The sequence below is a fragment of the Pseudonocardia terrae genome (assembly GCF_021343995.1).
GTDB lineage: Bacteria > Actinomycetota > Actinomycetes > Mycobacteriales > Pseudonocardiaceae > Pseudonocardia > Pseudonocardia terrae.
The window spans coordinates 49,979-68,692 of sequence record NZ_JAJTTE010000007.1; the positions used below are offsets into that span (position 1 = coordinate 49,979).

Annotated in this window: 18 protein-coding genes; 12 read left to right on the top strand and 6 right to left on the bottom strand. The window is 71.8% G+C overall.

Annotated features, from left to right (window positions below):
- Positions 1-43 precede the first annotated feature (43 nt).
- A complete protein-coding gene (locus LWC33_RS06580; RefSeq protein WP_233303330.1) occupies positions 44-859 on the top strand; it encodes a mycofactocin-coupled SDR family oxidoreductase in 816 nt (271 codons plus the stop codon).
- A 45-nt stretch (positions 860-904) separates the two neighbouring features.
- On the opposite strand, the gene LWC33_RS06585 is transcribed toward LWC33_RS06580, so the two are convergent.
- Positions 905-1,972, bottom strand: a complete 1,068-nt coding sequence (locus tag LWC33_RS06585) for a Vgb family protein (RefSeq protein WP_233303331.1) — start codon at positions 1,970-1,972, stop codon at positions 905-907.
- A gap of 451 nt (positions 1,973-2,423) precedes the next feature.
- Between LWC33_RS06585 and LWC33_RS06590 the strand changes: the two genes are divergently transcribed.
- From LWC33_RS06590 to LWC33_RS06625, 8 genes are all read left to right on the top strand, one after another.
- A complete protein-coding gene (locus LWC33_RS06590; RefSeq protein WP_233303332.1) occupies positions 2,424-3,584 on the top strand; it encodes an LLM class flavin-dependent oxidoreductase in 1,161 nt (386 codons plus the stop codon).
- Between the two features lie 10 nt (positions 3,585-3,594).
- Positions 3,595-4,443 carry a mycofactocin-coupled SDR family oxidoreductase gene (locus tag LWC33_RS06595; protein ID WP_233303333.1) on the top strand — a complete coding sequence of 283 codons (849 nt, stop codon included), beginning with the start codon at positions 3,595-3,597 and terminating at the stop codon, positions 4,441-4,443.
- A 111-nt stretch (positions 4,444-4,554) separates the two neighbouring features.
- On the top strand, positions 4,555-5,730 hold the full coding sequence (locus tag LWC33_RS06600) for a thiolase family protein (RefSeq protein WP_233303334.1): 1,176 nt from the start codon (positions 4,555-4,557) through the stop codon (positions 5,728-5,730).
- Positions 5,730-6,473 carry an SDR family oxidoreductase gene (locus LWC33_RS06605; protein ID WP_233303335.1) on the top strand — a complete coding sequence of 248 codons (744 nt, stop codon included), beginning with the start codon at positions 5,730-5,732 and terminating at the stop codon, positions 6,471-6,473. The genes LWC33_RS06600 and LWC33_RS06605 overlap by 1 nt, the downstream gene beginning before the upstream one ends.
- Positions 6,470-7,594 (top strand): beta-ketoacyl-[acyl-carrier-protein] synthase family protein, encoded by a 1,125-nt coding sequence (locus LWC33_RS06610; RefSeq protein WP_233303336.1) that lies wholly within the window; start codon positions 6,470-6,472, stop codon positions 7,592-7,594. Before LWC33_RS06605 ends, LWC33_RS06610 begins: the two co-directional genes overlap by 4 nt.
- On the top strand, positions 7,594-8,763 hold the full coding sequence (locus tag LWC33_RS06615; protein ID WP_233303337.1) for a thiolase family protein: 1,170 nt from the start codon (positions 7,594-7,596) through the stop codon (positions 8,761-8,763). Before LWC33_RS06610 ends, LWC33_RS06615 begins: the two co-directional genes overlap by 1 nt.
- A complete protein-coding gene (locus tag LWC33_RS06620) occupies positions 8,760-9,218 on the top strand; it encodes a Zn-ribbon domain-containing OB-fold protein (RefSeq protein WP_233303338.1) in 459 nt (152 codons plus the stop codon). Before LWC33_RS06615 ends, LWC33_RS06620 begins: the two co-directional genes overlap by 4 nt.
- 134 nt (positions 9,219-9,352) lie before the next feature.
- Entirely contained in the window at positions 9,353-10,483 is a 1,131-nt protein-coding gene (locus LWC33_RS06625) for a Vgb family protein (RefSeq protein ID WP_233303339.1), read from the top strand.
- 45 nt (positions 10,484-10,528) lie between these two features.
- Here the strand turns inward: LWC33_RS06625 and LWC33_RS06630 are convergent, their stop codons facing one another.
- The 5 genes from LWC33_RS06630 to LWC33_RS06650 form a co-directional block, all read right to left on the bottom strand.
- Positions 10,529-11,287, bottom strand: coding sequence for an SDR family NAD(P)-dependent oxidoreductase (locus tag LWC33_RS06630; protein WP_233303340.1), 759 nt, complete (start codon positions 11,285-11,287; stop codon positions 10,529-10,531).
- Positions 11,288-11,379: 92 nt separating this feature from the next.
- The gene (locus LWC33_RS06635) at positions 11,380-12,273 is read right to left on the bottom strand and encodes an alpha/beta hydrolase (protein ID WP_233303341.1); all 894 of its coding nucleotides are present in this window, start codon (positions 12,271-12,273) and stop codon (positions 11,380-11,382) included.
- Between the two features lie 43 nt (positions 12,274-12,316).
- Positions 12,317-13,384, bottom strand: a complete 1,068-nt coding sequence (locus tag LWC33_RS06640; protein WP_233303342.1) for an LLM class flavin-dependent oxidoreductase — start codon at positions 13,382-13,384, stop codon at positions 12,317-12,319.
- 243 nt (positions 13,385-13,627) lie between these two features.
- Entirely contained in the window at positions 13,628-14,368 is a 741-nt protein-coding gene (locus tag LWC33_RS06645; RefSeq protein ID WP_233303343.1) for an SDR family NAD(P)-dependent oxidoreductase, read from the bottom strand.
- A 196-nt stretch (positions 14,369-14,564) separates the two neighbouring features.
- Complete coding sequence (locus tag LWC33_RS06650; RefSeq protein WP_233303344.1) at positions 14,565-15,404, bottom strand: mycofactocin-coupled SDR family oxidoreductase; 840 nt, start codon at positions 15,402-15,404, stop codon at positions 14,565-14,567.
- 229 nt (positions 15,405-15,633) lie between these two features.
- Between LWC33_RS06650 and LWC33_RS06655 the strand changes: the two genes are divergently transcribed.
- From LWC33_RS06655 to LWC33_RS06665, 3 genes are read left to right on the top strand one after another with little or no spacing between them, the layout of a single operon-like run.
- Positions 15,634-16,839, top strand: coding sequence for an acyl-CoA dehydrogenase family protein (locus LWC33_RS06655; protein WP_233303345.1), 1,206 nt, complete (start codon positions 15,634-15,636; stop codon positions 16,837-16,839).
- On the top strand, positions 16,836-17,939 hold the full coding sequence (locus LWC33_RS06660; RefSeq protein ID WP_233303346.1) for an acyl-CoA dehydrogenase family protein: 1,104 nt from the start codon (positions 16,836-16,838) through the stop codon (positions 17,937-17,939). The genes LWC33_RS06655 and LWC33_RS06660 overlap by 4 nt, the downstream gene beginning before the upstream one ends.
- Positions 17,936-18,691 carry an SDR family NAD(P)-dependent oxidoreductase gene (locus LWC33_RS06665; protein ID WP_233303347.1) on the top strand — a complete coding sequence of 252 codons (756 nt, stop codon included), beginning with the start codon at positions 17,936-17,938 and terminating at the stop codon, positions 18,689-18,691. The genes LWC33_RS06660 and LWC33_RS06665 overlap by 4 nt, the downstream gene beginning before the upstream one ends.
- The last annotated feature ends 23 nt before the right edge of the window (positions 18,692-18,714 follow it).

Genomic DNA, 18,714 nt, shown 5'->3' on the forward strand with positions numbered 1-18,714 from the left:
CTCGACGGGGTCGACCTGCACACGACGGTGGGAGAGGACAGGGATGGGACGACTCGACGGGAAGGTCGCCGTGGTCTCCGGGGCGGCCCGGGGCCAGGGGCGCGCCCACGCGGTGCGACTCGCCGCGGAGGGCGCGGACATCGTGGCGTTCGACGTGTGCGGCGGGTTCACCTACACCCGGGCGCCGGCGGCGACGGTGGCCGAGCTCGAGGACACGGCGGCCCAGGTCGAGGCCCTCGACCGGCGCTGCCTGGCGGAGAAGGTCGACGCGCGGGACCTGCCTGCCCTCACCGCCCTGGCCGACACGGCGATGGCTGAGTTCGGCCGGGTCGACGTCGTCGTGGTGAACCACGGGATCTGGACGGTGGACCGCAACAGCTGGGAGCTGCCCGAAGAGTCCTGGCAGGAGAGCATCGACGTGCTGCTGACCGGGGCCTGGAAGGTGCAGAAGGCGTTCATCCCGAAGATCATCGAGGGCGGCCGCGGGGGCTCCCTCGTGTTCACCTCGTCGGTCAACGCCGTGGTGCCCCAGCCCGGTGCCGTCGCCTACTGCGCGGCGAAGAGCGGGATGCAGATGCTGATGAAGGTCCTGGCCCACGAGCTGGGCCCGCATGAGATCCGGGTCAACACCGTCAACCCGGGCTCGGTGGACACGGACATCCGACTGGGCGGCAACATCGAGAAGTCCATCGAGTACTACCCGTACGTGTTCGGGCAGGGGAACCGGCAGCTGCTCGGCGGGACGAACGCACGCCCTCCGTCGATCATCGCCGACGCCGTGGCCTGGCTCGTGTCCGACGAGGCCCGCTTCGTGACCGGCGCCCTCATCCCCGTCGACGCGGGACGGATGGTGTGGTGAAGGCGGCGTCCCCGGAGCCGGTGGGCCCCGGGGACGCCGCTGCGGTCAGAGCTCCAGCTCGCCCACGCGGGAGCCGCCGACCTCGGTGAACCACATCGAGCCGCCGGGCTCACACGGGGCGAACTGTGGCTCGGTCGAGGGCTCCTTCTCGCAGGCGATGTCGCCTGGCGCGCTGACCAGGGACGGGATCGGGACCTCGGTGATGTCCTTGGTGTCCGGGTCGACGCGGGCGACGCGGCCGCCGGTGATCTGGGTGTAGTACATGGCGCCGTCCGCGCCCTCGGCGATCGTGAACGGCCCGGCCAGGGGGCTGGGTGTCGGGATCTCCGTCATCTGCTCGGTCTTCGGGTCGAACCAGCCGACGTTGTTGCCCGCGATCTGGGCGAACCAGACCGTGCCGTCGCCGTTCGGGCCCGGGTCGATGTCAAGGACCTGTGACGCCGGCGTCGGGTAGGGGAACGTGTCGATCTCGTGGGTGTTCACGTCGATCCGGCCGAGCTTGTTGGCGCCCTGCTCGGAGAAGTAGACGTAGGTGTCGTCGACGATGGCCAGGTCCATGGGGACGGCGGCCAGGTCGGGCAGGGGGTACTGCTCGAACTCGTGGGTCTCGGGGTCGAAGCGGCTGATCTTGTTGCCGACGGTCTCGGTGAACCAGATCCCGCCGTCGGGGCCGATCTTCAGGTCGGCCGGGTAGGCGCGCAGGCCTGGGATCCGCCAGAGCTCGATCTGCTTGGTCTGCATGTCGAGCCTGCCGATGCTGTCGCAGCCCACGGCGGAGAACCACACGGCGTCACCCGGGCCGCCGTTCACGGCGTAGGGCACGCACGCCGGCGTGGGCACCGGGTAGCGGGTGATCTCCTTGGTGTCCGGGTCGATCCGGCCGATGTGGTTGCCGGTCAGCTCCGTCCAGTACATCGCGCCGTCCGGGCCCGGCTTCATGTCGGCGGGGGAGGAGGCGGGCGGGAGGGCGTACTCGTGCACCGTCCCCTCCCCGGGCGCCGGGGTCGGGAGTGCGCTCGCCGCGCCGGCGAAGATCGCCGGCACGGCGACCACGACGGCCGCCGCAGCGACGACCGCGCGAATCGAGCGCGGTCGGAGGTTCCAACGGGTCATGTCCGTCCTTCGGTCTCGGGGGACCAGGGGCTGACCACGTTGCGACCTTCGACGGGGAGCCTGCACGGCACAGCTGCCGGCGAAGGGGCACGTCGTCGGATCGGGGCGGCGGCCACCCCGGGGAGTGGCTGTCCGAGCGGCGAGCGGGGAGCGAGCCGTCGGGGGGTGTGGATCGTTCTTCTCCGGTCCGGTGCGGGATGCACCGGACTACGCCGAACGGGTTACCGCCAGCGTGCTCGGAAGGATGGCGGTGATGCGTCGCCCCTGGTTGTCGCAAAACGCAACAGTGTGCCCCTGTTCCGCACGCGCTGTAGGCGCTCACTCGGTCCCTGTAGCGGATTGCGACACCGTGCGCGGTGATCACGTCTCTAGCTTCGGCACCGGACACGCGGAGGTGGCGCCATCGGGCCGGACGGCCTCCTCCCGAGAAGACGACCCCGGAGGCCAGCACATGGACCAGACCCCCCTTGAGTTCGGCGCCTTCCTCGCGCCGTGGCACCGGGTGGACACCGACGCCACCATCGCCATCCACCAGGACCTCGAGACCGCGGTCGCGATGGACCGGCTCGGGTACTCCGAGTTCTGGATCGGCGAGCACCACTCCGGCGGCGTCGAGATCGTGGCGGACCCCCTGCTGTTCCTCGCGAACGCGGCTGCGCGGACCGAGCGGATCAAGCTCGGCTCGGGCGTGCTGTCGCTGCCTTATCACAACCCGTTCCTGCTCGCGGACCGCATCGTGCTCCTCGACCACCTCACCCGCGGGCGGTTCCTGTTCGGTGCCGGCCCGGGCCAGCTCGTGGACGACTCGCGGTCCATCGGCATCGACCCCATCGAGAACCGACGCAAGATGGAGCAGTCCTTCGACGTCATCCACCGCCTGCTGGCGGGCGAGACGGTGACCGAGAAGACCGACTGGTACGACCTCGACGCCGCGTACCTCCAGCTCCCGCCCTACTCGGAGGAGATCCACACGGCCGTCACGGCCACGGTGTCCCCGACCGGGCCCAAGCTCGCCGGCCGCTACGGCGCCGGTCTGCTCTCACTCGCCGCCACCAGCCCCGAGGGGTCGGCCGCGCTGAAGGCGCACTGGGGCATCGTCGAGGAGCTCGCCGCGGAGCACGGCAAGACGGTGGACCGCCGCAACTGGCGCCTGACCTGCCCGATGCACATCGCCGAGACCGAGGCCAAGGCACGTGAGAACGCCCGGCACGGGCTGCTCTACCTGATGAACTACCTCGCGCACGTCAGCCCGGGAATGGCCCAGGTGGACGACGTCGATGTTCTGATCGACGGGATCAACGGCACCGGCTTCGGCGTGATCGGCACCCCGGAGATGGCCGTCGAGCAGGTCAAGCGCATGCAGGAGGCCTCCGGGGGCTTCGGCAAGTTGCTTGTCCTGCACGGCGAGTGGGCCGACCATCCGAACAGCATCCGGAGCCTGGAGTTGATCGCCGAGCAGGTCATGCCGGAGTTCAACGGCTCCAAGGCGCGCCGCCAGCGCGGTTACGACCAGACGGTGAACAGCGACGGCGCCGGGGCCAAGGCGACCAGCGCGGGTCAGGCCGAGGCCCAGGCCCGGTTCGAGGCCGAGCGCGCCGCCGCGCGGGGTTGAGGGGGAGATCATGGGACGTCTCAGCGGTAAGGTGGCGTTGGTTACAGGCGCGGCTCGCGGACAGGGGCGCTCGCACGCCTTGGCGATGGCCCGCGAGGGTGCGGACATCGTTGCGGTCGACATCTGCGAGCAGATCGAGACCGTGCCCTACGGTCTCGCCACGCCCGCCGACCTCAAAGAGACCGTCGAGCAGGTCGAGGCCCTCGACCGGCGCGTCCTCGCCCGCCAGGTGGACGCCCGCGACCAGGCGCAGTTGGACTCCGTCGTCGCGGACGCGGTCACCGAGTTCGGCGGCATCGACATCGTTGCCGTCAACCACGGGATCTGGACGCGCGGCGCCCTCTGGGACCTCTCCGAGGACACCTGGCAGGACATGGTGGACACGAACCTCACCGCGGTCTGGAAGACCGTGAAGGCCGTGTCCTGGCACCTGCGCGAACGCAGGCGCGGCTCCATCATCCTCACCTCGTCGGTCAACGGGGTGGAGGGCCAGGCCGGGTCGGCGCACTACACGGCGGCCAAGCACGGTGTGATCGGGCTGATGAAGGCCGCGGCCATGGAGTTCGCGCCCTACCGGGTGCGAGTCAACGCCATCATGCCGGGTTTCGTCGACACGAACATGACGAATTGGCAGGGCGCCTGGGACATGACCAGTGGTCACGAAGGCGGCACGCGCGCCGAGCACGAGCAGGCCGCGCGACACTGGCACGCCTTCGGCGGGCTGATGGCGCCCTCGGACATCAGCGGCGCGGTCGTGTTCCTCGCCTCGGACGACTCGGCGCGGATCACCGGCATCGAGATGCCTGTGGATAGCGGCCACCTGGTGCTCTCGACGTTCAACCCGGCCCCGCCGGAATGAGCGTGTAGCGCCTTGCGACAACCCACCGCGGCCCGGATTCCCTAGCGTCTGAAGACGATCGGGGAGCCGGGCCGCGTGTCGTCTCCCCCTTGTGAACCGATTGGGAGCCCCATGACTTCAGCAGTGATCGTCGACCTGGTGCGGACGGCGTCCGGCAAGGGCAAGCCGGGCGGTGCGCTGTCGAGCGTGCACCCCGTGACCCTCCTCGCGGACACGCTGTCGGCGGTGCTCGAGCGCACCGGCATCGACCCCGCGAGCGTCGACGACGTGATCGCCGGCTGCGTGTCGCAGGCCGGTGACCAGACCCTGAACATCGCCCGCAACGCCGTGCTCGCGGCCGGTATCCCCGAGTCCGTGCCGGGCACCACGGTGGACCGCCAGTGCGGCTCGAGCCAGCAGGCGGTGCACTTCGCCGCACAGGGCGTGCTCGCCGGCGCCTACGACATCGTGATCGCCTGTGGCGTCGAGTCGATGAGCCGGGTCCCGATGGGCTACAGCAGCGTCGACCAGCACCCGACCGCGCCGCTCAAGGCCCGCTACCCCGAGGGCCTGGTCGGCCAGGGCGTGTCGGCCGAGCTGATCGCGGCGAAGTGGAAGCTGGACCGCGACACGCTCGACGAGTACTCGGCCCGCTCGCACGCGCGCGCCGCCGCGTTCGCCGCCGAGGGTGCCTTCGCGGGCGAGATCGTGCCGATCACCGTCGACGGGCAGGTGCACGACGTCGACCAGACGATCCGCGCCTCGACGACCGCCGAGGGGCTCGCCAACCTCAAGCCCTCGTTCGCCGACGAGGAGCTGGGCAAGCGCTTCCCGGAGATCAACTGGAGCATCACGCCGGGCAACTCCTCGCCGCTGACGGACGCCGCGAGCGCCACGCTGATCATGAGCGAGGAGAAGGCGAACGCGCTGGGCCTGCGTCCGCGCGCCCGCTTCCACGAGTTCGCCGTCACCGGCAGCGATCCGCTGTTCATGCTGACCGGCGTCATTCCGGCCACCCAGAAGGTCCTCGCCCGCGCCGGCATGAGCATCGACGACATCGACGCCTACGAGGTCAACGAGGCGTTCGCGCCCGTCCCGTTGGCGTGGCAGCACGACCTGGCGGCGGACCCGGAGAAGCTCAACCCGCGCGGCGGCGCGATCGCTCTGGGCCACGCGCTCGGTGCCTCCGGTGTCCGGCTGCTGACGACAATGGTGAACCACCTCGAGGCCACCGGCGGCCGGTACGGCCTGCAGACCATGTGCGAGGGCGGCGGCATGGCCAACGCGACGATCATCGAGCGCCTCTGATGGCGGGCACCCTGACCCCCGACTTCACCGGCACGTCGGTGCTGGTCACCGGCGGGGCGCAAGGCATCGGGTTCGAGATCGTCAAGTACTTCCTGGACGCGGGGGCGAAGGTCTCCGCGGTCGACCGGGACGCCGAGGCGCTCAAGACCGCGTGGGACGGGCAGGAGAACGTCCGCCAGGTCGCGGTCGACGTGTCCGACTCGGCGGCGGTCGCCGAGGCCGTCGACGGCATCGTCGAGTGGGCCGGGAGCATCGACGTGGCGGTGAACAACGCCGGGATCACCCGCGACACGGTCGTCTGGAAGATGACGGACGAGCAGTGGAAGATCGTGCTCGACGTCCACCTGGGCGGCACGTTCGCCGTCACCCGCGCCGTCGTGCCGCACATGCGCAAGGCGGGCTCGGGCCGGATCGTCAACGTCACCAGCTTCACCGGCATGCACGGCAACGTCGGCCAGGCGAACTACGCGGCGGCCAAGGGCGGGATCATCGCCTTCACCAAGACCGTCGCGAAGGAGGTGGCGCGTTTCGGCATCACCGTGAACGCCATCTCGCCCAACGCCTCCACAGCGATGGTCGCGGCCATCCCGGCGGACCGGCTCGCGGAGATGACGGCCACGGTGCCGCTGGGCCGCTTCGCCGACCCGGCTGAGATGGCGCCCGCGGTGGGCTTCCTGGCCTCCGAGCAGGCCGCCTATGTCACCGGGGTCGTGCTCCCCGTCGACGGGGGTGTGTCGATGTGAGTGGGCTCAACCCGTCGGCCGCGGCCCAGGACCCGATCCCGGTCCTCGGCCTGGCCGCGACCCCGCTCGTGCCCGAGTCCGACGCGGTCCTCGACGAGCTGGTGTTCGACGCCGTGTCCCGCGCGCTGCGCGAGGCGGGCATCCGCAAGCAGGAGATCGGCCTGTCGGTCACGGCGTCGCTGGACATCTACGACGGCCGCAGCATCTCCTCCGGGCTGACCAACGCCGCCTCCGGTGGCTACCTCGCGCAGTCCTACCGCATCGAGGGCGACGCCGGGCAGGCCATCGTGCACGCGGCCCAGACGATCGCCGCGGGGGACGCGGACCTGACGCTGGCCGTCGGTGTCTACAACCCCGAGGTGTCGGCGCCCGACCGGCGCGCGTTCCTGCAGCAGATCTCCAACCACGGCTTCGAGCCGCACTTCGACCGCCCGGTGGGGCTGTCGGCGGAGACCGCGTTCGGGCTGCACACCGGGTACGCGGTCGACTCCGGCGCGCTGACCGAGGAGCAGCTTGCCGAGCTCGCCGCGGCCGAGATCTCCCGCGGTGCGGGCAGGCCGCGCGCCGCCCGTACCGCGGTGACCAGCGCCGACGTGGCCGCCTCCGCGCCGGTCAACGGCGTCCTGCGCGAGCTCATGCTGCCCGCCGAGGCCACCGGCGCGATCGCCGTCGTGCTGGGCTCGCTCGGCCGGTCGCGGCGGGCGCTGCACCCGCGCGCGGTGATCACCGGCTGGGGGCAGGCGACCAGCGACACCACCGCGGGCGGCCAGTGGCTGACCGACCCGGCCGCGGCCGCGCGCCGCGCGGGCCAGGAGGCGTACCGCCGGGCCGGGCTCACCGAGCCGGGCGAGCAGATCGACGCCGCCGAGCTCACGACTTCGACGCCGGCGCTGCTCGCGCCGACCGTCGACGCGCTCGGCCTCGCCAAGGGCGACACCGCGATCAACCCGTCGGGCGGGGTGGCGAGCTGTTTCCCCGGCGTCGCGAACGGGGCCCTGCGGCTGTTCGAGGCCGTGGAGTGGCTCGAGGAGAACGGCGGGCAGGCGGTCTCGCACTCGACGGACCTGCTCACCGGCCCGGTCGCGGAGACCGCGACCGTGCTCGTGGTGGAGGGAGTCTGATGGCCACCAGGGCTGTGATCGCGGGCGTCGGGATCACCCCGGCGAGCTCGCCGCGCAAGCAGACGTCGTCGTCGCTGGAGCTGGTCCAGGAGGCCGTCTGGGGTGCCCTGCAGCACTCCGGCGCCACCCCGGACTCGCTCGACGGCATCGTGATCGGCAACATCGACGGCTTCGAGGGCACCGTCCTCGGGGCCAAGCACCTGGTCCGGCGGCTGGGCCTGGGCCCGGACCTGCCGGTGTCCATCCTCAACACCGGCGGGACGACGGGCGGCAACCTCGTGCAGGTCGCCGCCCGCCAGGTGCGGGCGGGGGACCGGCGCCGCGTGCTGGTCATCGGCGGCCCCACCTTCTTCGGCGCCGAGGACCTCCAGTCGGCGATCAACACCAACTCGCCGATGATCGTCGAGCAGCCGCTCGGCATGGGCGCCTACCACATGGGCGCGTTCTACCCGAGCGCCTACACCGAGCGCTTCGGCGCGACGGTAGAGGACTTCGCCGTCTCCGCGGTGCAGGACCACGAGCACGCGTCGCGCAACCCGTACGCGCACCTGCGGAACACGATGACCGTCGAGGACGTCGTGTCGGCGAAGCCGCTGTCCTACCCACTGACCATGGCGATGGTGTGCCCGGTGTCGACCTCGGCCAACGCGCTGCTGGTGTGCGCCGAGGGCACCACCGAGGACCTGCGGCCCACCCCGGTGCTGATCAAGGCCTTCGCCACGAGCAGCGACCCCTACCTGGGCGGCGGGAAGAACGACTTCGCGGCGATGGAGAACCTGGCCATCCTCGCGCAGAAGGTCTACCAGCTCGCGGACGTGCGCAGCCCGCGCGAGGAGATCGACGTCGTCGAGGTGTTCTCGCCGTACGCCCCGATGCAGCCGATGCAGCTCGAGGCGCTCGGGTTCGCGCCGCCCGGGGGCGGCATCGACCTGATCCGTTCCGGGGCGACCCGGATCGACGGGGACGTGCCGGTCAACCTCTCCGGCGGCCCCTTGTGCACGAACGCCGGCGTGGCGGGCGAGCTCGCCCCCATCGTCTACGTGGCGCTGCAGCTGATGGGCGACGCCCCGGAGGCCATGCAGGTCCCCGGCGCCCGGCGCGGGCTCGCGCACGGTACCGGCGGCACCTTCTTCCAGTTCGAGAACCTGGCCATCCTGGAGCGCTTGTGAGCACCCCGATCACCACCCAGCGGGTCCACTGGGACCTGAACTACGACGTCCACCTGGGCGCGACCTGGGGCCGCTTCATGCAGGGCCTCACCGAGCAGAAGATCCTGGCCAACAAGTGCCCGGAGTGCTCGCGGGTGTTCGTGCCCCCGCAGGCCTACTGCGAGTCCTGCTTCGTCAAGACCGACGAGTGGCTCGAGCTGCCCCCCGAGGGTGTCGTCGAGGCGTTCACGGTGGCGTGGCTGGGCTTCCGGGGCGGGCCGAAGCCGCCCTACGCCATCGCGGGCATCCGCCTCGACGGCGCGTCCACCCTGCTCATGCACTACGTCGGCGGGCTGGACCTGGGCAACCCGAACACCATCCGCGAGCAGATCGGCCCGGGCACCCGGGTCCGCGCGGTGTGGGCCGAGGAGCGCACCGGCCAGATCCTGGACATCGCGCACTTCGAGAAGATCTGAGCGTCGCGTAACGCGACAATCTCGCCACTCCGCGTGCTCGTTGAGCGAGTGCAAGGACGCCGGCCCACCGGATCCTCCGGTGGGCCGGCGTCGTGTAGGCGCCCGTGAAGGGCTCTCGACGAGGAGTGGACCGAATGGCGTTGACGAGGCGGGCCCTGATCGGGCGCGCGGGTGTGTTCGGTGTGGGGCTGGCCGTCCTGGGCGGGACCGGGGTGGCGACCTCGGGCTTCTCCCGCGCGGCCGCCGAGGTCCTCCCGGCGGACCTGCTGACGGTGCCCAGCAAGTTCCCGTTGCCGGTCACGGCCCCGAAGGCCCTCGCGCAGCTCGGCCCGGCGGTGGCGGGACCGGGCCCGTCGGCCCGGATCGAGCTCTTCGCCGTCCCCACCCCGTCGTCCTTTCCGGCGGACATCGCCGTGGGGTCGGACGGAGGCCTCTGGTTCACCGAGATGGTGGGCGGGAAGCTCGGCCGCATCGACCCGGACACCAAGGAGATCATCGAGGTCCCCGTCCGGGACCCGCTCTCCACACCCGCGGGGATCAAGTCCGGCCCCGGCGGGCTGCTGTACATCACGATGACCGTCGGCAACCGGATCGGCGTCCTCGACCCCGCGACGCGGGTGATCGAGGAGTACGCGCTCCCGCACCCGGCGTCGGGCCCGCTGGACATCGTCCCCGGCCCGGACGGCGCCATGTGGAACACCCAGACCCTGGGCAACCGGATCGCCCGCTTCGACGTGACGGACCGGACGTTCACCGAGTACCCGATCCCCACCCCGGCCTCCGCGCCCGCCGACATCATCGCCGGGCCCGACGGCGGGCTCTGGTTCTGCGAACTTGTCGGCAACAAGATCGCTCGCTTCGACCCGGAGACCGAGCGCTTCGACGAGTACCCGGTGCCCACCCTCGCGGCGGCGCCGTTCTCCCCGAACGTCGGGCCGGACGGGAACATCTGGGTCACCTACACGGCGGGGAACAAGGTGGCGCGCATCGACGTCGTCACCCGCGAGATCACCGAGTTCGCGGTGCCCACCGTCCCGGCCGGGATGATCTGCGGCAACCCGGGCCCCGACGGCGCCTGCTACTTCGCCGAGACGGTCGGCAACAAGGTGGCGCGCCTCGACCCGGAGACGTTCGAGTTCACCGAGTACACCGTCCCGGTGCCGGGGATCGGGCCGGCGGACTTCCCGCCCACGCCCGCACCGGACGGCGCCCTGTGGTTCGTCGGCTACACGGGCAACGCCATCGGCAGGCTGACCCTCGGCTGACAGCCGGGCCGCCGGGGCGATCTCGCGGTCCCCCGGCGGGCCCGGTCACCCGACGGTGTAGCCGCCGTCGGCGAGGTAGTGGGCGCCGGTGACGAAGGAGGCGGCGGGGGAGAGCAGGAAGGCGACCACGGCGGCGATCTCGTCCGCGGTGCCCAGCCGGCCCACGGGATGGAGCGCCTGGGTGCGGGCCCGCACCTCGGGGCTCTGGTGGCTGAGCAGCGGGGTGTCGATGAAGCCGGGGCCGACCGCGTTGACCCGGATGCCGTCCGGGGCGTAGTCCAGCGCGGCGACCTTCGTGAGCCCCACGACCGCGTGCTTCGACGCCACGTAAGCCGCGGACTGGCCGGTCCCGACCGCGCCCATCACCGAGGCGATGTTCACGACGGCCCCGCCCCCGGCGCGTCGCAGCGCCGGGAGCTCGGCCTGCAGGCTGTGGAACACGCCGTCGAGGTTGATGTCCAGGACACGGCGCCACTGCGCCCGGTCCATATCGGCGATGCGCCGCTTGTCGGGCACCCCGACGCCCGCGTTGTTCACCGCCAGGTCGAGGTGCCCGAAGTGCCGCTCGGCGGTGTCGACCATCGCGGCCACCGAGGCCGGGTCGGTCACATCGACCGGCACCGCGAGCGCCCCGTCCAGCTCCGTCGCCACCCGCTCCGCGGCCGCCGGGTCGATGTCGGCCACGCAGACCGACGCCCCCCGCCGGGTGAGCAGCCGGGCGCACGCGGCCCCGATCCCCGACGCGGCCCCGGTGACCACCGCCACCCGTCCCGCCAGGTCGCGGCCCTCTGCGACCTCGTCCATGTCCGTCTCCTCTCGCCCACACCGAAGGCCCCCCAGGCTGCACGACCGGCCGGTGGCCGGTGCGCGCAGACCTGGGGGGCGGACGTCCGGTCCTACGCCTCCGCGAACCGCTTGCGGAGGAACTCGCCGAACCGCTCGGTCGATGCCTGGGCCTCCGGGAGGAAGGAGAAGATCGGCCAGATGTGCACCAGGTCCTCTCCGATCTCCAGCTCGACCTCGCCGCCCGCGGCCTTCACCTTCTCGACCAGGCGGATCGAGTCGTCGTGCAGGCCCTCGTCGGTGCCGACCAGGACTCGCAGCGGCGGCAGGCCGGACAGGTCGGCGTAGAGCGGCGAGGCCAGCGGCGTCGACTTGGGTTCGGCGCCGCCCAGGTAGGCCCCGCCCATCGCCCCGACCAGTGCCGCGGCGGGCAGCGGGTCGAGGTGGGCACGGGTCTGCAGCGACTCGCCCTCGCCCGCCAGGTCCACCAGCGGCGACAGCGTGACCGCCGCAGTGGGCGGCACCTCGCCGTCCTCGCGCAGCTTCACCAGCGCCGAGATCACCAGGCCGCCGCCCGCGGAGTCGCCGAGGAGGGCGACCCGCTTGACGCCGTCCTGCGCGCGGGCGAAGCGGTACGCGGCCACGACGTCGTCGAGCGGCGCGGGGAAGGGGTTCTCGGGGGCCAGCCGGTAGTCGACGACCAGCGCGCGGGCGTCCGCGGCCTTCGAGACGCGGTAGCCGAACTCGCTGTAGCCCTTCGCGTTCCCCATGCACCAACCGCCGCCGTGGACCACCACGACGACCTGCTCGGTGGAGGTCCCCGGGGCGCTCACCCAGATCGCGGGCACCCCTCCGGCATCGACGTGCTCGACCTCGGCGTCGGCCGGGAGCTCGAAGTTGGCCAGCACCTCGTCGTAGAGGCGCCGGTAGTCGTCCATAGTGGCCTCGGGCTCGGACACCAGGTGCGTGAGCAGGTCGCGTGCGCGCTGCACCTCGGGACTCGCCATCACACACACTCCTCGGGAATCGGTGGAATCGTCATTGATCCGGTCACATCTTCTGGAGGGTCGGCATGACCTCGCTGGTGAACAGCTCGTAGCTCGCGGCCGCCTTCTCGCCCTTCAGCCCGCCGAACTGGAACACCATGATGGGCTCGTAGTCGCCCACGATCGCCCGGCGCTCCTCGTGCTTCGCGAGCTGCTCGTCGGGGGTGCCCCAGATCTGCGCGTTGACGTAGATGTCGACGACGGTGTCCAGCCCGTACTCGTCGATGGCCGCCTTGGCCGCCGCGTACGAGGCGTACCCGCTGGTGCTCTCGAAGTGCCGACCGCCGAACTCGTAGTGCTCCACGCAGCACATGTAGTAGTTCGCGATGTGCTCGGCGGCGACCCGGCGGGCCTCGTCGCTGTCCTGGTGGCAGTAGGTCAGGTCGATCATCAGGGGCGGCGGGGCCTCCTCGCCGTGGGTCTCCTGGAACGCCTCGCGGTACTGCGTGATCATCGGCATGTGCATGGTGTCCATCGGTCCCTGGATGAACGCCATCATCTGCACACCGAGCTTGCCCGCGGCCACCGCCGAGTCGGGGCTCATCGCCACGCAGGTGGTCCGACCCTTGAACGTCCGCAGCGGCGCGGGGTGGATCGGGACCCGGGACTGCTTGTAGAACTTGCCGTCGTTCTCGACGTACCCGGCCTCGAGCCCCCGGATGATCATCTCCGCGGCCTCGTCGAACCGCTCGCGGGAGGTGCCCATGTCGAGCCCGAAGCCCTCGAACTCGCGGCGGGCGAGCCCGCGGCCCATGCCGAACAGGGCGCGGCCGTCGGACAGGTTGTCCAGTAGGGCGATCTTCTCGACCACGCGCAGCGGGTCGTTCCACGGCAGGATGACCGCGGTCGTGTGCATCTTGGCGTTGGTGGTCCGACCGGCGAGGTAGGACAGGAACTGGGTGTTGTCGGGACACATCGAGTAGCCCGGGTCGAAGTGGTGCTCGACGCACCCGATGCTCTCGTAACCGTCCTGGTCCGCCCGCAGCGACAGCGCGATCTGGTCCTTGTAGATGTCGTAGTCGCTGTCGGCGTTGTTGTAGTTCTGGATCAGGTTGGTCATGTGGACCTTCACGTGGCCTCCTCGGCACATGGGGTCGACCCGCTCTGCTGGAGTCGGAGGGGAGTGGTGGGAACGAGCCGCGAGCCCGGTTCGGATGCAGTGTCCGAGGCTCTCGCGCGGCTCCTGCGCCGACGCTGTGTGTCCTGCGTCTCGCCAAGGCTGACAGTGCGCCGAGAAGAGACGTTGTCGCATTGCGCTACAGTCCGGCGCTCCGCCCGACCGGGTGACGGGACGGCGGACCGCCGCCGGCGTCGCTCACGCGAGGCGTCCGCCGTCCACGACGAAGGTGGAGCCGGCGACGAACCCGGCCTCCGGCCCGAGCAGGAACAGCACCGCGCCTGCGATCTCGTCGACGGTGGCGTAGCGGCCGCCGTCGAGCGCGGTGGGGACGGTGCGCGAGCCGGTGCGGCCGCCGTCGATGCTGCTCATCATCCGTCCGGCCACCGGGCCGGGGCAGATCGCGACGACCCGCACGCCGCGGGCGGCGACCTCGCGGGACGCGACCCTGGTAAGCCCGACCAGCGCGTGCTTGGAGGCCACGTAGGGGCCCACGGACGGGGCGCCGGACAGGCCGGCCGTCGACCCGGACTGGACGACCACGCCGCCCGCCCCGAGCAGGGGGAGGGCGTGCTTGAGCACCGCGGCGGCGCCGACCACGTTGACCTGCAGGACGTGGGTCAGTGCGGCGAGGTCGAGCTCGTGCAGCGGGCCGATCGGCCCCTCGATGCCGGCGTTGTTGAACACCAGGTGCAGGCCCTCGCCGAACCGGGCGGCCGCGGCGACCGCGCGCTCGACGTCCGCCTCCACGGTTACGTCCGCGGGCTCCGCGTGGGCGGCCTCGCCCAGCTCGGCGGCCAACGCCGTGACGGCGGCCGCGTCCCGGTCCACCAGGGTCACCCGGGCACCCTCGGCAACGAGACCACGGGCGACCGCTGACCCGATGTCGCCCGACGCCCCGGTCACCAGTGCGCTGCGGTCGCGGAAACGCTCGACCATCGTTCGAACCCCCTTGCTCGTGGCCTCCCGTGCGGCCGGACTCCGTCGAGCCGCCGACGGTAGCCACCGGGGCGCCGGTCGGGGTGTCGCACGACGGAACGGCCGCGGGCAGGGGGAGCGGGGAGCTCTCGCTCGGGGTTCGCCGCGGCCGGGGGGCGACGGGCTCCGGACCGGACCGGTCCGGAGCCCGTCCGCGCTACTTGACCAGCAGGCCCGCGTCGATCGGGAGCGGGACGCCCGTGATCAGCCGGGCGTCGTCGGAGGCCAGGAAGACCAGGGCCTTGCTGATGTCGATCGGCTCGGCCCACGGCTCGGGCAGGGCGTGCATCGCGGTCGAGACGGCCTTGAAGTCCTCGGCAGTGGGGTGCTCGAGGTCGGGGCGGAAGATCTTGTAGGTCGCGTCGTTCTGGACCATCGGCGTGTTCACCTGCGTGGGGTGGACGCTGTTGACCCGGATGGAATGAGGCGCGAGCTCGGCCGCGAGGACCCGCATCAGCCCGACCACGCCGTGCTTGGCCGACGTGTAGGCCGCGATGCCCTGGTAGCCGCGCAGTCCGGCCATCGAGCTCGTCAGGATGATCGACCCTCCCCGGCGGCCCTCGATCAGGTGCGGCACGGCGACCTTCGCCGTCTTCCAGACGCCGGTCAGGTTGATCCCGAGCATCTGCTCCCAGGCGTCCTCGGTGATCTCATGGGCCGGGACCGCGTTGGCGGCGATGCCCGCGTTGGCCGCGACGATGTCGAGCCTGCCGAACTCGGCGACCCCGGAATCGAGGGCGGCCTTGAGGGCGGCGCCGTCCCGGACGTCGACCTCGGCGGTCACCACTCGGCGGTCCAGCTTCTCCACCAGCGCCGCCGTCTCGGCGAGCTCCTCCGCCGAACCGAGCGGGTAGCCGAGCCCCAGCTCGGGCAGATCGTGCGCCACATCCACCGCGATGATGTCGGCGCCCTCGCGGGCGAGCTCGATCGCGTGGCTCCGGCCCTGACCGCGGGCGGCGCCGGTGACGAAGGCGACCTTGCCGTCGAGACGACCCATAGTCCGTGCTCCGATCTCAAGGGGCGTCGGGGCCAGCGGCCCCGGCGAGTGCGGGCGCGACGCTAGTCAGATCTCGCGTGCGCGGGTGTCGCAATCCGCTCCACTGCCCGGCCCTGCCCGGTTGTCGCGGTTTGCGACAACCCCTGACCGCCTCCTGTTCCTAGGGTCGGGCCACGGAGTCCAGGACGGGTCTGCTCATTGGCCCGTGCGCACCAGCAGAAGGGTGATCGTGACCAGTACCGCGACCGGCGGCCCGCTCACCGCGGAAGGGCTCGGCGCCAGGGTTCAGGCGTTCCTGGCCGACCACGACCCGGCGAGCACCGACCGCCTCAAGTTCCTCCGCGCCCGCTTCGACGCAGGCCTGGCCTGGGTGCACTACCCCGAGGGCCTCGGCGGACTCGGGGCGGACCCGAGCCTGCAGCCGGGCGTGGACGCCGCCTTCGCCGCGGCCGGTGCCCCGGACAACCGCCCGCACACCAACATCATCGGCCTCGGCATGGCCGCGCCGACCATCCTGCGGTTCGGCACCCCCGAGCAGCAGCGCCGCTGGCTGCGTCCGTTGTGGACCGGCGAGGAGATCTGGTGTCAGCTCTTCAGTGAGCCGGGCGCCGGGTCGGACCTCGCGAACGTCGCCACCAGCGCCAAGCCCGCCGGCGACGAGTGGGTCGTGAACGGGCAGAAGGTGTGGACGTCGCTGGCCCACGACGCGACCTGGGCCATCCTCGTCACCCGCACCGACCCCGCGCAGCCGAAGCACCGCGGACTCACGTTCTTCGTGTGCGCCATGGACTCGCCCGGGGTCGACGTCCGGCCACTGCGCCAGATCACCGGCGAGAGCGAGTTCAACGAGGTCTACCTCGACGACGTCCGGGTCCCCGACGCCCAGCGGCTCGGCGAGGTCGGGCAGGGCTGGGCGGTCACCCAGAACACCCTCATGAACGAGCGTGTCGCGATCGGCGGAGGCACGATCCCGCGCGAGAGCGGCGCGATCGGCGAGCTCGTCAAGGTGTGGCGGGAGCGCCCCGAGCTGCGCACCCCAGGGCAGCACGACCAGGTGCTGCGGTTCTGGGTCGAGGCCGAGGCGGGCCGGCTGACCGCCGAGCGCCTCGGGCAGCAGCAGGCGGCGGGGATGCCGGGGCCGGAGGGGTCGGGCGTCAAGCTCACCCACGCCCGGCTGAACCAGCAGATCTCGAGCTTCGAGCTCGACCTGCTCGGGGACGAGGCCCTGCGCTACACCGACTACTCGGCGCGCCGCCCGGTGCTGGTGACCCACTCCGAGAGCCCCGCCAACTGGCGGTTCCTGCGCGCCAAGGGCAACTCGATCGAGGGCGGGACCTCCGAGATCATGCGCAACATCATCGCCGAGCGGGTGCTCGGCCTTCCGGCCGAGGCCCGGGCGGACAAGGACACACCGTGGAAGGACCTGCCCCGATGACCGCGACCCCGGTGACGGGTGACCTGCTCTACTCGGAGATCGAGGACGACCTGCGGGCCAGTGTCCGGTCGCTGCTGGAGAAGCAAGGCGCCTGGGACGCCGTCCTGGCCCGCACCGAGACCGATGAAACCGTGGACCGCGAGCTGTGGGCGCGGCTGGCCGAGATCGGGTGTGCGGCGCTGGCCGTGTCCGAGGAGCAGGGCGGTGCCGGAGCGAGCTGGCGGGAGGCCGCCGTCGTCGCCGAGGAGCTCGGGCGTGCCGTCGCGCCGGTGCCGTTCCTCGGCTCGGCAGGGCTCGCCGCGGCACTGTTGGTCGCGGTGGGGGAGCAGGAGATCCTTCCGCAGCTCGCGGAGGGTGGACTCGTGGCCGCGCTCGCGGTCCCGTTCGGCACCGCGCCCGGCGCCCCGACCCCGGCCGTGGAGCTGCGCGGCGAGCTCCTGCACGGCACGGTGCGCGGGGTCGCGGACGCGGTCGCCGCCGACGTCCTGCTGGTCCCGGTCGGGAACGACCTCTACGCCGTCGGCGCCGAGGCCGACGGGCTGACCCGCACCCCGATCGTCTCGCTCGACATGACGCGGCAGCTGGTGGACCTCACCCTCGACAGCGTGCGAGGCCGACTCGTCGCCTCCGACGCGGAGGGCGCCGTGACCGACGCCTTGCGGATCGGCGCCGTCCTGCTGGCGTCCGAGCAGCTGGGGCTGGCCGAGCGCTGCCTCGAGACGACCGTCGAGTACCTCGCGATCCGGCGGCAGTTCGGCCGGATCCTCGGCTCCTACCAGGCGCTCAAGCACCGGCTGGCCGACCTGTGGGTGCTGATCACCCAGGCCCGCGCCGTCGCCCGCTACGCCGCGGAGTGCGCCGCCACCGGCTCGGCGGACCTGCCGGTCGCCGCGGCGCTGGCCCAGGCCCACTGTTCCGTCGTGGCCCAGCAGGCCGCCGAGGAGTGCATCCAGCTGCACGGCGGGATCGGCTTCACCTGGGAGCACCCCGCCCACCTCTACCTCAAGCGCGCGAAGAGCAACGCGATCGCCCTCGGCACGCCCGAGCGGCACCGCGCGGCCCTGGCTGAGCTGGTCGACCTTCCCGGGGTGCCGGCATGACCAACCTGACCGGGCTCACCGCCGTCGTGACCGGCGGCAACAACGGGATCGGCCGCGCGATGGCGGTCGGCATGGCCAAGGCCGGCGCGAACATCGCCGTCTGGGCCCGCAACGCCGAACGCAGCGCCGACGCCGTCGAGGAGATCTCGACGCACGGGGTCAAGGCCATCGCGGTGAGCTGCGACGTCGCGGACGAGGACGCGGTGTCCGCGGCCATGACCCAGACCGTCGACGCCCTCGGCCCGCTCGGCTGCTTCGTGGCCAACGCCGGGATCGCCGACGCTGCACCGATCACCGAGATGAGCCTCAGCAGCTGGCACCGGGTGCTCCGGACCAACCTCGACGGGGGCTTCCTATGCACCCGCGAGGCGGCTCGCCGCTTCGTGGCGCAGGGCACGGGCGGATCCATCGTGGTGCTGTCCTCGACGATCAGCCGCTACGGCGGAGCCGGGATGGCGTCCTATGCGGCCAGCAAGACCGGGCTGCTGGGACTCGGTCGCACGCTCGCGGTCGAGCTGGCGCGATATCAGGTGCGCTGCAACATCCTCATCCCCGGCTGGACGCGCACCGGGATGAACACCGACCTCCAGGAGGACGAGCGGTTCATGAGGGCAACGATCGGGCGCACCCCGGCCCGTCGCTGGGCAGACCCGGAGGAGTTCCACGAGGTGGCCGCCTTCCTCGCCGACCCGTCGCTGACCTTCCACACCGGCAACGAGGTCGTCGTCGACGGCGGCTACACCATCTTCTGATCGACCGGCCCTGCACCGAAGGA

What these genes read in the sequence shown, in the direction of transcription:
- LWC33_RS06605 (WP_233303335.1), top strand. Translation starts at nt 5,730, where the DNA reads ATGGCGGGCACCCTGACCCCCGACTTCACCGGCACGTCGGTGCTGGTC.
- LWC33_RS06600 (WP_233303334.1), top strand. Translation starts at nt 4,555, where the DNA reads ATGACTTCAGCAGTGATCGTCGACCTGGTGCGGACGGCGTCCGGCAAG.
- LWC33_RS06615 (WP_233303337.1), top strand. Translation starts at nt 7,594, where the DNA reads ATGGCCACCAGGGCTGTGATCGCGGGCGTCGGGATCACCCCGGCGAGC.
- LWC33_RS06590 (WP_233303332.1), top strand. Translation starts at nt 2,424, where the DNA reads ATGGACCAGACCCCCCTTGAGTTCGGCGCCTTCCTCGCGCCGTGGCAC.
- LWC33_RS06645 (WP_233303343.1), bottom strand. Translation starts at nt 14,368, where the DNA reads ATGGTCGAGCGTTTCCGCGACCGCAGCGCACTGGTGACCGGGGCGTCG.
- LWC33_RS06635 (WP_233303341.1), bottom strand. Translation starts at nt 12,273, where the DNA reads ATGGCGAGTCCCGAGGTGCAGCGCGCACGCGACCTGCTCACGCACCTG.
- LWC33_RS06585 (WP_233303331.1), bottom strand. Translation starts at nt 1,972, where the DNA reads ATGACCCGTTGGAACCTCCGACCGCGCTCGATTCGCGCGGTCGTCGCT.
- LWC33_RS06665 (WP_233303347.1), top strand. Translation starts at nt 17,936, where the DNA reads ATGACCAACCTGACCGGGCTCACCGCCGTCGTGACCGGCGGCAACAAC.
- LWC33_RS06625 (WP_233303339.1), top strand. Translation starts at nt 9,353, where the DNA reads ATGGCGTTGACGAGGCGGGCCCTGATCGGGCGCGCGGGTGTGTTCGGT.
- LWC33_RS06660 (WP_233303346.1), top strand. Translation starts at nt 16,836, where the DNA reads ATGACCGCGACCCCGGTGACGGGTGACCTGCTCTACTCGGAGATCGAG.
- LWC33_RS06580 (WP_233303330.1), top strand. Translation starts at nt 44, where the DNA reads ATGGGACGACTCGACGGGAAGGTCGCCGTGGTCTCCGGGGCGGCCCGG.
- LWC33_RS06650 (WP_233303344.1), bottom strand. Translation starts at nt 15,404, where the DNA reads ATGGGTCGTCTCGACGGCAAGGTCGCCTTCGTCACCGGCGCCGCCCGC.
- LWC33_RS06630 (WP_233303340.1), bottom strand. Translation starts at nt 11,287, where the DNA reads ATGGACGAGGTCGCAGAGGGCCGCGACCTGGCGGGACGGGTGGCGGTG.
- LWC33_RS06595 (WP_233303333.1), top strand. Translation starts at nt 3,595, where the DNA reads ATGGGACGTCTCAGCGGTAAGGTGGCGTTGGTTACAGGCGCGGCTCGC.